This window comes from Alcaligenes faecalis (genome assembly GCF_041521385.1).
Taxonomy (GTDB): domain Bacteria; phylum Pseudomonadota; class Gammaproteobacteria; order Burkholderiales; family Burkholderiaceae_B; genus Alcaligenes; species Alcaligenes faecalis_E.
The window spans coordinates 2,459,095-2,472,506 of record NZ_CP168006.1 but is presented as its reverse complement, the minus strand read 5'-3'; the positions used below and the strand labels follow the sequence as shown (position 1 = coordinate 2,472,506).

The window sequence follows — 13,412 nt, the reverse complement described above, 5'->3', positions numbered from 1 at the left end:
CCTTGTGCACGCATCAACTTGCCCCCAGGCCCTGCTTTACGGATAATTCGCTCACTGTTTTCCACGCGCCAGACTGGCGCTGCCACAAGGATTTTCAATGTCGTCCGGTGACATACGCTCTGAAGTCAAGAAACGCCGCACCTTTGCCATCATTTCTCATCCTGACGCGGGTAAGACCACACTGACAGAAAAATTGCTGCTGTTCGCAGGTGCGATTCAGATTGCCGGTAGCGTCAAGGCCCGTAAGGCCAGCCGTCATGCCTCCTCGGACTGGATGGAAATTGAAAAGCAACGTGGTATATCGGTGGCCTCCTCGGTCATGCAGATGGAGTACCGCGACTGCGTGATCAACTTGCTTGACACCCCCGGCCACCAGGACTTCTCGGAAGATACCTACCGTGTGCTGACCGCCGTGGACGCCGCCCTGATGGTCATTGACGCGGCCAATGGTGTGGAGCCGCAAACCATTCGCCTCTTGCAAGTGTGCCGGGCCCGCAATACGCCCATCATCACTTTCGTGAACAAGCTGGACCGCGAAGTTCAAGAGCCGCTGGATGTGCTGTCGGAAATTGAATCGCACCTGGGCATGGAAGTCGTGCCCTTTTCCTGGCCTATCGGGATGGCGCGCCGCTTTGGTGGCGTATTCAATCTGCGCGCCAACCATATGCGTGTGTTCAAGCCCGGTCAGGAACGCCATGGCCAGGATGAAATCATCCCCGGCCTGGACAACCCAGTGATTGCTGAACGGTTTGGCGAGCCCTTTGAAAAGGCGCAGGAAGAGATCGAACTGCTCAACGCCGCCGCACCCGAATTCAACCTGGACCTATTCCTGGCGGGCAAGCAAACCCCCGTGTTCTTTGGCTCGGCCATCAATAACTTTGGTGTGCAGGAAGTGCTGGACGCACTGGTTGACCTGGCGCCTTCTCCTGGCCCACGCGCCGCCTTGCAACGCGACGTACAGCCCGACGAACCCAAGTTCAGTGGTGTCGTGTTCAAGGTGCAAGCCAATATGGACCCCGCCCACCGCGACCGCGTGGCCTTTGTGCGCGTGAGCTCCGGCCACTTCAAGCGCGGCATGAAACTGAAAGTGTCGCGTACCGGCAAGGAAATTCGCCCCAATAACGTGGTGTCCTTCCTGTCGCAACGTCGCGAACTCCTGGACGATGCCTTTGCCGGCGACATTATCGGTGTGCCCAACCACGGCATCCTGCAATTGGGCGACGTACTGACTGAAGGCGAAAACCTGCAGTTCACCGGCCTGCCTTTCTTTGCCCCTGAACTGTTCCAGTCCATTGAAGTCAAAGATCCATTACGTACCAAACAGTTGCGTACCGGCCTGACCCAACTGGGTGAAGAGGGCGCCATTCAGGTGTTCCGCCCCCATATGGCAGGCGGCATGATGCTGCTGGGTGCAGTTGGCCAACTGCAGTTTGAAGTGGTAGCCCATCGCCTGAAAACCGAATACGGTGTGGAAGCCCGCCTGTCGTCCAGCCGCTTTAACATGGCCCGTTGGGTTACCGCCAAAGACCCCAAAGACATGAAGAAATTTATCGAGACCAACGCGGGCAATATTGCCTATGACGTGGTTGAGGCCATTGCCTTTTTAGCAACATCGCCTGCGCAACTGCGCGTGGCTCAGGAGCTGAATCCGGGCATTGAATTCCACGCATTACGTGAACACGGTGGACACGTTTTCGGGGATGCCGTCTAATTCTGTCACAAGAGCAGGGCTGACATTTCGCTACAATGACGGCTCTTTTCTTTTAATAACGCGCATCCGACCCATCGGATCGCTCCTGACTCAAAACCGAGACATCGCTTATGCCCTGGCGTTTTATCATTGCTGTCTTGCTGCTGGCCGCAGGTGCCTCAGTATGGGGTGGCCTGGAACTGGGGAACTGGCTCATCGCGCACGGCCCAGAGAAGTCTATGGTGGTCAGTCCGCCTGATCCGTCCGATCTGCCTACGCTGGATGCCGATGGCAAGCCCTTTACCGCCCAGCCGCCACAGCCCTTGATCAATGGTCGCTTAGGCGTGCCACAAACCCCAACGCCGATTGCTTGGGAAATCGACACGTCTACCCTTACCGAAGAGCAGCCTCCTATTGCTTTGGCCACAACCTCCATTTCGCTGGAGCAGGCCATACAAATTGCCATGGCCGAGCAGAACCGGGAGCTGCAAGGAATTGCACGCGTGAATCTGGGTGGCACCGAGCCTATTCAGCCGGTCGATGTCGGCACACCACCGCCACCACCACCGCAAGATATTCAAGTTGCCAGCAACAATGGCGGTGCCTGGCAGGCCCAACTGCAACAAGAGTTAAATGCTTGTAGCCAAAAGGGGTTTTTCGATCGTCCAAGCTGCTCCTGGGATGCCCGGAACAAATATTGCGGTCCGAACAATGCCTGGGGCAAGGTTCCTGGTTGCCCAAGCAAGTCCTTCTAAAACAACAGCCGCACACTCCCTCTTGCCCTTAGGCGCTTCGCATCCAAGACTGTGCACAGCGCCTGACAAGGCAAATAAAAAGCACCCGTTATATAACGGGTGCTTTTTATTGCCTGAACAACGAGCCAACTTACTCGTCGTGGTCGCCCATCTGCGACTGTAGGTAGTTTTGCAGTCCCACTTTTTCGATCAATTCGAGCTGTGTGCCCAGCCAGTCGATATGCTCTTCAGTATCGTCCAGGATCTTCAAGAACAAATCACGCGACACGTAGTCACGTGTGGACTCACAGTATTCAATGGCCTCCACCACGGTCTGGCGGGCAGCCTGTTCCAGCTTCAAGTCACAGCCCAGCAGTTCAGGCACGTTCTCACCGATCATGATCTTGTGCATGTCCTGCAGATTGGGCAGGCCGTCCAACATGAAGATACGTTCAATCAACATATCGGCGTGCTTCATCTCACCGATCGACTCGTCATACTCATGTTTGCCCAGCTTGTTAAAGCCCCAATGGTTCAACATGCGAGCGTGCAAGAAGTATTGATTGATTGCTGTTAGTTCGTTCTTTAGCTGCTTGTTCAGATGCTGAATTACCACTTTATCGCCAAACATGCTGTTCTCCTGTAAATCTGACGGCGCTCCCCCCAAGGAGCCGCCGAGCCCCCACAAATGCTGCTCACACCAGAGATCGCGCACAGGCGCGATGCAGGCAAAAATACAGTGGGGGATGAATGTGACAGGCTACCATGCACGCATGGGCAATGGCTTAAAAAACGAAAAAGCACCCAGAAAGCGTTGCGCTTTTGGGTTAGTAACAGGATCAATAACAATCATTCCCACTAGCAATAGCGGGAATGGGAAATCCTGATCAAAAACACGCGTTTAAGCGCGACAAACAAGGCGGCCAAACTCAGGAGCAGGGATCAGGCTGTCATTGGCAGCGTAATCCACCCGGGCGGTTTCAAGGCTAGCAATCATGGTTTGATTGGCATAGCGCCCACCCGGTAAATAATCCTGAGCCGTCTCCGCGCAGCAGCCACAGCAAGACGCCACCCCAAGCTGACCTTGAAGGTCTGCCAGGCTGGAAGCGCCGCCACGTACTGCTTCTTGTACTTGACGCTCGGTGATCGCGTTACATATGCAGATAAACATGAGAACCATTATTATCAAGAAACCTAAAAATATCAAGAGTCATTCTCATTAAGAACTGCGTTCCACCGATATAAAGTCGAAAACGGCTTGCAGCCTGCCTTTGCAGGCCTTGCCAAGAAACGACAGGCGCATCAATTCTGCAACAAATGGTCCATAGACCAGCGCGCAGAGGAAGACAAGCTCTGGCAGCACTGCCAGCTTTGCCAAAACTGCGTCATTGGACACACTTCCACCGCCTTGTCAGGCCCTCGCCCCAATTCTGCTCAACAATCCCCCTGAAGCCCTGGTTTTTGCCCGATTTCGGAACGAAATCGACCGAATCATCTCCTTATACCCCTAAGTTTTTTAGGGTCGTTTTTATATCACAAAGGCGCCTAACTACTTGAAGCCCCTACAAGCAAATGCTACAAATCAAAATAATTAATGAGAATTATTTTTATTTTTATTTAAATTACAGATTCATGCGTATTCCCTACCTTATTGGCCTGAGCCTGCTTAGCGCGGGCAGCAGTTGGGCACAATCTTCCGATGCTCCCCCGGTTACGTCTTTGTCCACCATTGAAGTCAAAGCCAGCAAATACATTGACTTACCCCCCGCTTATGAAGGCAATCATGTCGCTACCGGCGGCAATCTGGGTTTGCTGGGCAACCGGGATGTCATGAACACCCCATTCAGCACCATCAACTACACCAGCGACTACATCGAAGACCTGCAAGGTCAGGAACTGCGCATTCTGATCAGCAAGAACGATCCTTCCGTACAGACCCCCGGTGCAGGTGGAACGGGCGGCAAAGACACCATGTATATACGGGGTTTCCGTGCCGGTGACGTGTCTCTAAATGGTTTGCAAGGTTTGACCAGTGGCCGCCGCGTGATGGCCATCGCAGAGCGTTTAGAAATTCTCAAAGGCCCCTCTGCCGTACTGAACGGCATGAATGCCAGCAATGATGTGGGCGGCTCAATCAATCTGGTGTCCAAGCGCGCCACGGACGATCCCATCACCAACGTCACCCTGTCCTATATCCAGCCTTCCCAATTCGGGACGCATCTGGATCTGGGCCGTCGTTTCGGGCAATCCAATGAGCTGGGCCTGCGTTTGAACGGCGTATTCAAAGACGGCGAGGGCGTGGTGGACCACCGTACCAATCGCGACAAGCTGATCTCGTTAGGAGCGGACTACCGGCTGGGATCAGTTAAATTGTCCGCCGATCTGTATCACCTGGAAGAGTACATTTCGGGCCTGAACCGGGGTGTGCGTCTGGCCAAGGGTCTGGACAAGAACCCCTTGCCCACACCACCCAAAGGCAATGTTTTACTGGGTGTCCCTTGGGCCGCTGGCCTGACGCGTGAAACCACGGCACTGGTACGGGCGGACTGGGCCGCCAGCGACAAGCTGGCCGTCTACGGTTCGGCGGGTTACAGCAAGTCCGAGATGAGCAACTACAACACCAAGGGCAGCACCTTGCTGAACGAGCAAGGGGACCTGAAGCTGGCTGCGACTCGGCGTAACAATACCGGCTACAACCTGGCTGCCAATAGCGGCCTGTTCTACAGCTTCGACACCGGCTCTGTGCACCATACCATCAGCGCCGGAGTGGACTGGAACCGCAAAAGCTCACGCATCGACAACACTTCCATCAAAGGCTGGTCCGAGACGATCAATATCTACGATCCGGACTACCCGGCTCGCCCTTATGTCCCCATGAATGGACTACGTGCGCCTAACGTCAGCTATTTGTATAGTGCCGCGCTGGCCGATACCCTGTCTTTTGCGGACGGCAAATATCAACTGACCCTGGGTCTGCGCCAACAGTGGGTGAGCACCAAGGATAAAAGTGGCAAGAGCGACAACTACAGCAAGAACGCCCTGACTCCCACCATTGCCGGTGTTTGGCAACTGCGGGACGACTGGATGCTATACGCCAACTATGCCGAGGGTCTGACTCGAGGGATGATTGTGGGTGACGACTACGCCAACGAAGGCCAGGTTTTCGCACCCCAGAAAACACGCCAATACGAAATTGGGATGAAGTACGACAGCGGAGACTACGCACTGACCGCCGCCCTGTTCGACATTACCCAACCCAATAGCTACGAAAGCAATGAGCGTATCAATGGCAAGCCCAACCTGAGCTACGACGGTCGCCAGCGCAACCGGGGTGTGGAAGTACAGGTGTTTGGCCAGATTGCCGAGAACTGGCGTCTGACCGGCGGTATCGCCTACCTGGACCCGAAAATTCGCAAGGCCAGCAACCCGGATACCGAAGGACGTAGCGCCGTGGGCCTGTCCCGCTGGGTCGCCAAGGCTGGGATTGAATGGGATACGCCTTTTGTTCAGGGCCTGACCGTAAATGCCAACCTGCACAGCCAGTCCAAGCAATATGCCAACGCCAGCAACAGCTACTACATGCCGGGCGTGACCACCTATGACCTGGGCATGCGCTACAAAACACGTTTTGCCGGCAAGGAATTGACCTTGCGCGCCAGTCTGGAAAACGTGGGCAATAAAGCCTACTGGGTCGTACCGTTGAGTAATGGCCAAGGCTCGCCACGTACCTTCCTGGCTTCGGCCACCCTAAAATTCTAAATAGACCAGCGAGAACCCTGCGATCCAGTGACTCCGTCTGGCTAGCATGGTTCAACTCCGCTTTTGCAGGGCCTGTTCATGCGTGTATGCAGGCCCTGTTTTTTTATTGTTTTCAAGGCCTTGCCAGCCAAGGTGGTAAGGCGCTTGACGGGCCAAGAATCTTTGAGCGGCTACGGCGGGCAGCTCCTACACCCCAGCCGCCGCCCGCATCTTGCGCTGTGAGGCCGGTGCCAGGCCTTCCGCTTCCCGATATTTAGCCACCGTACGGCGTGCCAAGGTCAAACCCTGAGCCTGCAAGCGATCCGTAATCTGCTGATCCGACAAAGGCTTGGCAGGCGACTCGTCACGAATCATCTGCGCGATCTGTGCCCGCACCGACGCCGCGGACAGATCAGCCTTGCCATCAGCACTGGACAAACCCACGGTAAAGAACTGTTTAAGCTCCATCACCCCATGCGGCGTCTGCATGTACTTTTGCCGTGTTGCGCGCGAAATTGTGGACTCATGCAAATCCAGATCAGCGGCCAAATCGGCCAATTGCATGGGTTTCAGCGCCGACACACCCTGCGTAAAGAAGTCCTGCTGCATCTGCACAATGGCTTGGGCCACTCGCAAAATCGTCACAAAACGGCTGTTAAGGCTGCGCAGCAAGCCGGTGGCTTTTTGACGCTCTGCCAACAACGCAGGGTGCGCTTCAATTTCATAATCGTGCAGGTTCACCAGTTGCAGACGCGGCACGGCCAAAGGATTCAAAGCGGCCTGCCAACGACCCTTGCCACGGATCAACAACACGTCCGGCACCACATAGGCTGAGACGTTCTGCGTCCAGGCACGCCCCGGCTTGGGATCTAGTTTCAAAACCAAATGATGGGCCCGCTCGACCAGTTCAGCCGGATAGTGGCCTGCACAACGCTGACGCAGTTGGCTGGGCGAGGCCAAAACGCTGACATGTTCGCGCACCAGATAACGGGCGCAATCGAGCAAGGCTGGCTCCAGTTGCTGGGCCTGTTGCATCAGTTGCAAGCCCAGGCACTCGGCCAGATCCCGCGCACCGACTCCTGCTGGCTCGAGTGACTGCACCTGTGCCAGCGCGCAGCGTAAATCACTTTCATCAATATCCAACTCGACGGGCAGGCAAGCCAGCACCTCTTCCAAAGAGACAGGCAGGTAGCCATTATCGTCCAGCTCATCGATCAACAACTGGGCCAAAGCCCGGTCACGGTCGCTCAAACGCAACAGTCCCAACTGCTCGCTTAAGTACGCAGCCAGGTCCTGAGCAATGGCCGATTCAGGGGTCCAATCAGGGTCGTCCGAATCTCCTTGATGCTTGGGAAACTCCAGACTCGCCCACGAGGATTCCGCCTCGCCCGAAGCGGCTTCGGGCAATGGCTCAGCGGCGACATCCATCTGCACGTCCAAACGTTCCAGCAAGGGGTTATCCAGCAAAGCTTGAGCCAACTCCTGCTCCAGCTCGGCCCCCGATAGCTGCAACACTTTAATAGACTGTTGCAATTGCGGCGTCAAAACCAGCGTTTGCTGCTGGCGTAAATCTAGTGACTGACGCGTAAGCATAGGTACAATCGTTTCCATGAAAACTGACAACGCCCAGACACCCACCGCCAACGATAGTCAGGCCCTGCGTAGCACTCTGTTCAAGCTGTGCGCCACAGCCACTATTATCTGCACCGTCATCACTGCCGTCGTAGCCATTATCTGGTGGGACCTGCTCAACCGTCTTATCAGCTTCGGGCGTGGCCTGGATTACTCCGGCCTGCAGGCTTTGAGCATTCAAAACCTGGCGCTGATCAAGCAATACAACCCGTTTTTCTGGTGGACCGTCGTGGGCGTCATAACCCTCATTATTGCCTATCTTTTGTATGGCTTTATACAAAGGGTCATGCAACGCAACCAGCAACGCATTATCGACGAGTCCACCGTGGCTCAGTTGGCCCGATCGCTCAGCCGTCCAGCCCGTGAAGTCATTTTGTGGTGCTGGCCCGACCAGCGTAGCCCATTAACTGTGGGCGATTTACAACGAGCCCATAGCGAGTTGCGCTCCGGGCGCTTTAGCAAAATTGAACTGGCCGAGCAACAAAGCCGCCTGCTGCAAGCCGACTACGAACGCCACGAGCCACAAGCCTAACCCTTGCCTTCCTGTTTTTTTTGTGTTTGACTAACGGTCATGACTCACGCACGCCAATTCTCCTACGCTTGCCAAGGTTTCAGCCCTGCCGCTGAAGCAGCCTTGTTGCGTTCCGTGCGTGAAGGCCGTTCTGCGGCCCCTGCCTCCAGCCTATTCCAACTGCTACTACTAGCGTCCGGTTGCCGGGCCTAGCGTCCTGTGGCAGTTCGGCAGCCAATACTCAGCCACATCTACGTCATTTGTGCCGCCACCGGCCTACGTAAATGCTGCAATCGCTGGTGACGGCAAGAAGTAACCAACACTTTTTGTCCGACAGGTATCCCCATGGCAATGCTGAAAAATCCCTCTCAAAAGTATCGTCCTTTTGTCGCCTTTGATCGCGACTTCGCTGAGCGCACCTGGCCGTCCAAGCGCATTACCAAAGCGCCCATCTGGATGAGCACTGACTTGCGTGACGGCAATCAGTCCCTGATCGAGCCCATGAACGTGGCTCGCAAACTGCGCTTTTTCGAGCAACTCGTCAGCATCGGTTTCAAGGAAATCGAGGTCGGTTTCCCGTCCGCATCGCAGACCGACTTCGATTTCGTTCGCAAGCTGATCGATGAAAACCGTATTCCTGAAGACGTCACCATCATCGTCCTGACGCAGTCGCGTGAAGACCTGATCAAGCGCACAGTCCAAGCCGCAGCGGGCGCCAAACGCGCCATCATTCACTTGTACAACGCATGTGCGCCAGCCTTTCGCAAAGTCGTCTTTAACTTGAGCAAGGACGAGATCAAGGAAATTGCCTTGACCGGTACACGTCTGGTCAAAAGCGAAGTGGCCAAGTACCCGCAAACCCAATGGGGCTACGAATACTCGCCTGAAGTGTTCAGCACCACCGAGCCTGAATTTGCGCTGGACGTGTGTAACGCGGTGGTCAAAGCCTGGAATCCCGCCGCCGACGAGCGCGTCATCCTGAACTTGCCCGCCACCATTGAGGCCACCACACCCAATATGTACGCCGACCAAATCGAGTGGATGCACAACAATCTGGAACAGCGCAGCAACGTGACCTTGAGCGTACACCCGCACAACGATCGTGGCACCGCCGTAGCGGCGGCTGAACTGGCCGTGATGGCGGGCGCAGACCGTATCGAAGGCTGCTTGTTTGGTAGCGGCGAGCGCACCGGCAACGTCTGCCTGGTGACCTTGGCACTGAACTTGTACACCCAGGGTGTGGACCCTGAGCTGGACTTCTCGGACATCGACGAAGTGCGCCGCACCGCCGAGTACTGCAACCAGTTGCCCGTCCACCCCCGTCACCCCTACGCGGGCGACCTGGTCTTTACCGCCTTCTCCGGCTCCCACCAGGACGCCATCAAAAAAGGTTTGGCTCAGCAAAAACCTGACGAATTGTGGGAAGTGCCTTACTTGCCGATCGACCCGGCCGATCTGGGCCGCAGCTACGATGCCGTTATCCGTGTCAACAGCCAGTCGGGCAAGGGCGGGGTGTCCTACCTGCTGGAACAAGAGCACGGTCTGGTCTTGCCACGCCGCATGCAAATCGAATTCAGCCGCGCCATTCAACGCGTGACCGACTCCTCCGGCAAGGAAGTCACACCTGCAGACGTGTACGGCATTTTCGAGTCCGAATACCTGAACTGCAAAAAGCACTACAAGCTGCTCAAGCACAACATCATCAGCCAGCCACACGCCGACAGCGGCCAGCAATTCACGATTGAAGTGGATGTGGAGCACGATGGCCAGGTTCGCACCTTGAAGGGCTCGGGCGAAGGCGCGATCTCTGCCTTTGTGAATGCCTTGGATATGTCCATCAAGATCATGGACTACAACGAGCACGCCATTGGTTCCGGTGCTGAAACCCGCGCTGCCGCTTACGTGGAAATGCGTATCGGCGACAGCCCATCGGGCTTTGGTGTGGGCATCCACGCTGACATCGTGACTTCTTCCTTCCTGGCGATCTTGAGCGCGGTTAACCGCCACACCATCGCCCAGCAAGAAGCTGAAGCGACCACCGTCTAACTGTCTTTATGTCGCGACTGGGGTGGTGATCCCACTCCAGCGCCCGCCCGGCCCATCCCGGCCGCGCCTGACCCGCTTTCGCAGCCCGACTTATCGTCGCTCTGCCCGCAACCCGCCCACAAGGCGGGTTTTTCGTGGGCGCAACATGACTGCTCATCTCAACACGCGGCAAACCCAGCAACGAAGTGAAACCCGCATCGACGACAGCGCAAACATCCACCTTGGCTTGGCTTGATTGCCCTTAGCCGCAGTCAACCTGCAAACGGCTGAAGTCTTTGGCCCGCAATTTATCGTCCTCGATAAAAACCATGAGGCGGGCACCATCCTGCCAGCACCAATGCAGTTTTTCGTGCGACTGTACGGTCAGCAAGGAGCGCCAGCGCGATTGACTTGGATGCTCCACCTGATTGGGCGTAGGGTCATAAGCCAGGCTGTCCCAGGAAGGACGGCCCAACAGATAGTCGCCAGGCAAATCACCGTTTTCTTCCAGCTTATCGAACCAGTCGTAGAGCTGCTCGAAAGGCACTGGCCAATCCTGACGCAGTTCTTCATGACGCGCAATGTCGATACAGTTTTCAAACTGCAGCGCCCAGCTACGGGTACTCCAACAGTGGAGCGCCTGGATCTCCTGAAAACCGCTGGTGTCTGGCCAGTAGTAAGCCTTGGGATAGTCCTGGTCACGCCAGAAAATGGCATCGTCTTCATCGAAACCGTAGAACAGTGACAGCAGCCCGCTGCTGGGCAAATCAGCCGGGCGATCCGGCCCCTTGGGCAATTCCGCGAAGTTGATCTGGCCAACAAACAGATAATGGCCGTCAGGATGCTCGGGCCATGTAAAACCGGGGGGCACCATAGGTTGACCACCAAAACGACTTTGCAAGGGCTGGCCCTTGTCCTTACCCAAATGGATCGCAACCGCTGGCTGCGCCAAATCCAGGAAATACTGTTTATGCGCTTGCAGCAGCGGCGAGGCATCAAGGTGTTTTTCTAGCGTTTTGAGATCCATATTGCTTCGGGTGACAGGGTTGCTGACTATGCCGGCTAAGGCCAAGTCTGAATCTGCTGGATTGTAATAAGCCCTTGGGGACTGAGCCTATGCGTTGTGTAACTGGAACTCAGGCCGGAACGAAGCTGGGTCGACAGCCGTGCAAATGCTTAAGGTATAGCTGCCCCGTGTACTGGTGCTGGCAGCGACAATAACGGCGATGATGCCGATGATGGTGACTGTGACTGCAGCATCAACTGCAAACCAACAGCCTTACAAGCCCAAAAACATTCAAAAAGACATAAAAAAACCGGCCCTACAGAGCCGGTTTTCCATTGCCTTGGCCTGATCAGTACGTGACCGCCAAACCCGGCAAATCCACGGTGACCTGCATGGAGCCCACCGCTTGCAAGCAATGGCGTGCAAATTCCTGGGCGCGCTCATCATCTTGCGACAGCATCGTATAACCCAGGGCATCGGCCACACCCATAATCTTGTCCAGCAACAGCACTTTGCCACTGGCTCGTAAGGGTTCACAGCCCAGCTCTTGCCAGGTGCGATCGAACCAGTCGCGCGACTGCTTGCCGCTTTCCGGATCAATGGTTTGTATAGGAGTGACCAGCTCTATGTGCTGGCGAGGACTAAAGATCACAAGCACCATAGCGCTCATAGACGATCTCCGAAAAAAAATAGATCAACTTTGGAGCTTAAGCAAAGAAGGCCTGCCAAATTGTCGGCAGGCCGACATTCCAGGGACTACCAGGAACTATCTGCCGGCTCCCACATGACCGGCACGCCAGTGTTATTCGCCTGGCGCAACATATCCAGCAACGGATAGGCGCGTTGGCTGAAGCTGACGACCTGGGACATCGGGTGTTCCTTTTCATCGTCTTCGTCCTCGTGGGGCGAATGCTTGTTTTCCCGGTCTTGCCCAATCGCTCGTTCAATATTGCCAATGGCTTCGGACAATTGCTCTGCCGTGAACACGCCACGCTCGGGCAAACCATCGGGATAAGAGCGCCCTGCGGCCCGGAGAATAGGCATGGCATGTTCGGAGAACATCAGCACATCGGCGGCGGCTTTGCTTTTAAAGACGACTAGCATACGGTTTCTCCTTATGGATCTTTGTGTTTCCGATTCGACTTTCAGGATACACACACCTGCAAGATAGCAGGATTTCCCCCGTCTTGGAGAGTCCTTCATGCCTGCCGCGTTCCTGCCTTGGCTAATCTTGCTCTTGATTGCCTTCCCATCCCTGGCCTGGTCACAAAACTCACTTGAATGCCCCTTGCCACCGGCTTCCACTCGCTGCGCGCCAGCAGCCGCCCTGGGGGAGCAGGCCGAGCCCGCAGCAGATCTGGGTTTGCTCAATCCAGTGGACTTGCTCAGCGGGCAAAAATACCAAAGCGATACGGACCTGCCGCTAAGCCAGGCCTGGCCTTTGCTGCAACTGCAGCGTCACTGGAATGGGCAGGGGCGCAATCCTACACCGACACTTGGGCAAACTGGCTGGGCCTTGAACTACGACCTGCAATTGCGACAGCAAGGACATGCCCTGTTTATGCCAGACGGGCGACAGACTCGCCTGTACCCACCGGCACAGGAGCAAAGTACAGGCTGGTTCTGGCAAGGCCCGCATGGCTTGATTCTTAGGTTTGACGAACAGGGCTGGTTAATCCACGTGCGTGTTTCGCCCCAACAGTGGCTGGATATAGAGCGGCTTCCAGGCACGCATCCGCAGGCGTATGCGGTTAAGACTGTGCGTAATCATTTGGGCCAAACGCTGGTGTTTGACTGGCAAAGCCAAGCGCAACAGCAAGTGCCGCCACAGAAGCAGGAACAAGAGCAAGAGCAAGAGCCAGGGCAACACCAAGCTCAAACCAGGCCCCTAGCCGATGTCACAACGGCAATAAGGGCAACGGAAACGGCAGAAGAAGAAAAGGCAGCGACCGCAGCGGCAACTGCGCCGACAGCCACCGCCACAGCCACAGCCACAGCCACAGCCACAGCCACAGCCACAGCCACAGCCACAGCCACAGCCACAGCCACAGCCACAGCCACAGCCACAGCCACAGC

General features: G+C 55.9%; 14 protein-coding genes. 7 read left to right on the top strand and 7 right to left on the bottom strand.

The features are described 5' to 3' along the window. Positions 1 to 97: 97 nt before the first annotated feature. Both ACDI13_RS11010 and ACDI13_RS11005 read left to right on the top strand, forming a co-directional pair. The gene (locus ACDI13_RS11010) at positions 98 to 1,711 is read left to right on the top strand and encodes a peptide chain release factor 3 (protein WP_316989442.1); all 1,614 of its coding nucleotides are present in this window, start codon (positions 98 to 100) and stop codon (positions 1,709 to 1,711) included. Positions 1,712 to 1,821: 110 nt separating this feature from the next. Continuing rightward, positions 1,822 to 2,445: a hypothetical protein gene (locus ACDI13_RS11005; RefSeq protein WP_316989441.1), complete on the top strand. Its 624-nt coding sequence runs from the start codon at positions 1,822 to 1,824 to the stop codon at positions 2,443 to 2,445. Between the two features lie 130 nt (positions 2,446 to 2,575). Here ACDI13_RS11005 and bfr read toward each other — a convergent pair whose 3' ends face one another. The 3 genes from bfr to ACDI13_RS10990 form a co-directional block, all read right to left on the bottom strand. Then, positions 2,576 to 3,055 (bottom strand): bacterioferritin, encoded by a 480-nt coding sequence (gene bfr / locus ACDI13_RS11000; protein WP_035268652.1) that lies wholly within the window; start codon positions 3,053 to 3,055, stop codon positions 2,576 to 2,578. A 270-nt stretch (positions 3,056 to 3,325) separates the two neighbouring features. Then, positions 3,326 to 3,595: a (2Fe-2S)-binding protein gene (locus ACDI13_RS10995; protein ID WP_009460253.1), complete on the bottom strand. Its 270-nt coding sequence runs from the start codon at positions 3,593 to 3,595 to the stop codon at positions 3,326 to 3,328. Positions 3,596 to 3,643: 48 nt separating this feature from the next. Continuing rightward, positions 3,644 to 3,820: a hypothetical protein gene (locus ACDI13_RS10990; protein ID WP_316989440.1), complete on the bottom strand. Its 177-nt coding sequence runs from the start codon at positions 3,818 to 3,820 to the stop codon at positions 3,644 to 3,646. Between the two features lie 236 nt (positions 3,821 to 4,056). On the opposite strand from ACDI13_RS10990, the gene ACDI13_RS10985 reads away from it, so the two are divergent. Next, a complete protein-coding gene (locus tag ACDI13_RS10985) occupies positions 4,057 to 6,183 on the top strand; it encodes a TonB-dependent siderophore receptor (protein ID WP_316989439.1) in 2,127 nt (708 codons plus the stop codon). Between the two features lie 186 nt (positions 6,184 to 6,369). Here ACDI13_RS10985 and rpoN read toward each other — a convergent pair whose 3' ends face one another. Next, a complete protein-coding gene (rpoN, locus tag ACDI13_RS10980) occupies positions 6,370 to 7,755 on the bottom strand; it encodes an RNA polymerase factor sigma-54 (RefSeq protein WP_372372454.1) in 1,386 nt (461 codons plus the stop codon). Positions 7,756 to 7,771: 16 nt separating this feature from the next. Between rpoN and ACDI13_RS10975 the strand changes: the two genes are divergently transcribed. From ACDI13_RS10975 to leuA, 3 genes are all read left to right on the top strand, one after another. Beyond that, positions 7,772 to 8,326 (top strand): hypothetical protein, encoded by a 555-nt coding sequence (locus tag ACDI13_RS10975; protein ID WP_316989252.1) that lies wholly within the window; start codon positions 7,772 to 7,774, stop codon positions 8,324 to 8,326. A gap of 39 nt (positions 8,327 to 8,365) precedes the next feature. After that, the gene (locus tag ACDI13_RS10970) at positions 8,366 to 8,518 is read left to right on the top strand and encodes a hypothetical protein (RefSeq protein ID WP_316989251.1); all 153 of its coding nucleotides are present in this window, start codon (positions 8,366 to 8,368) and stop codon (positions 8,516 to 8,518) included. A 138-nt stretch (positions 8,519 to 8,656) separates the two neighbouring features. Continuing rightward, positions 8,657 to 10,351: a 2-isopropylmalate synthase gene (gene leuA, locus ACDI13_RS10965; RefSeq protein ID WP_316989253.1), complete on the top strand. Its 1,695-nt coding sequence runs from the start codon at positions 8,657 to 8,659 to the stop codon at positions 10,349 to 10,351. Positions 10,352 to 10,592: 241 nt separating this feature from the next. Here the strand turns inward: leuA and ACDI13_RS10960 are convergent, their stop codons facing one another. From ACDI13_RS10960 to ACDI13_RS10950, 3 genes are all read right to left on the bottom strand, one after another. Further along, positions 10,593 to 11,357 (bottom strand): YwqG family protein, encoded by a 765-nt coding sequence (locus ACDI13_RS10960; protein WP_316989250.1) that lies wholly within the window; start codon positions 11,355 to 11,357, stop codon positions 10,593 to 10,595. A 328-nt stretch (positions 11,358 to 11,685) separates the two neighbouring features. Beyond that, positions 11,686 to 12,006 carry a hypothetical protein gene (locus tag ACDI13_RS10955; RefSeq protein WP_316989249.1) on the bottom strand — a complete coding sequence of 107 codons (321 nt, stop codon included), beginning with the start codon at positions 12,004 to 12,006 and terminating at the stop codon, positions 11,686 to 11,688. A gap of 86 nt (positions 12,007 to 12,092) precedes the next feature. Next, positions 12,093 to 12,440, bottom strand: a complete 348-nt coding sequence (locus ACDI13_RS10950; protein WP_316989620.1) for a DUF1840 domain-containing protein — start codon at positions 12,438 to 12,440, stop codon at positions 12,093 to 12,095. 97 nt (positions 12,441 to 12,537) lie between these two features. On the opposite strand from ACDI13_RS10950, the gene ACDI13_RS10945 reads away from it, so the two are divergent. Then, positions 12,538 to 13,412 (top strand): DUF6531 domain-containing protein (locus tag ACDI13_RS10945; protein ID WP_372372453.1); only part of this gene is annotated, 875 nt, incomplete at its 3' end.

Bases quoted from the DNA above. Each gene is read 5' to 3' on its own strand.
- ACDI13_RS10995 (WP_009460253.1), bottom strand. From the start codon at position 3,595: ATGTTTATCTGCATATGTAACGCGATCACCGAGCGTCAAGTACAAGAA.
- bfr (WP_035268652.1), bottom strand. From the start codon at position 3,055: ATGTTTGGCGATAAAGTGGTAATTCAGCATCTGAACAAGCAGCTAAAG.
- leuA (WP_316989253.1), top strand. From the start codon at position 8,657: ATGCTGAAAAATCCCTCTCAAAAGTATCGTCCTTTTGTCGCCTTTGAT.
- rpoN (WP_372372454.1), bottom strand. From the start codon at position 7,755: ATGCTTACGCGTCAGTCACTAGATTTACGCCAGCAGCAAACGCTGGTT.
- ACDI13_RS10960 (WP_316989250.1), bottom strand. From the start codon at position 11,357: ATGGATCTCAAAACGCTAGAAAAACACCTTGATGCCTCGCCGCTGCTG.
- ACDI13_RS11010 (WP_316989442.1), top strand. From the start codon at position 98: ATGTCGTCCGGTGACATACGCTCTGAAGTCAAGAAACGCCGCACCTTT.
- ACDI13_RS11005 (WP_316989441.1), top strand. From the start codon at position 1,822: ATGCCCTGGCGTTTTATCATTGCTGTCTTGCTGCTGGCCGCAGGTGCC.
- ACDI13_RS10970 (WP_316989251.1), top strand. From the start codon at position 8,366: ATGACTCACGCACGCCAATTCTCCTACGCTTGCCAAGGTTTCAGCCCT.
- ACDI13_RS10950 (WP_316989620.1), bottom strand. From the start codon at position 12,440: ATGCTAGTCGTCTTTAAAAGCAAAGCCGCCGCCGATGTGCTGATGTTC.
- ACDI13_RS10975 (WP_316989252.1), top strand. From the start codon at position 7,772: ATGAAAACTGACAACGCCCAGACACCCACCGCCAACGATAGTCAGGCC.
- ACDI13_RS10955 (WP_316989249.1), bottom strand. From the start codon at position 12,006: ATGAGCGCTATGGTGCTTGTGATCTTTAGTCCTCGCCAGCACATAGAG.
- ACDI13_RS10985 (WP_316989439.1), top strand. From the start codon at position 4,057: ATGCGTATTCCCTACCTTATTGGCCTGAGCCTGCTTAGCGCGGGCAGC.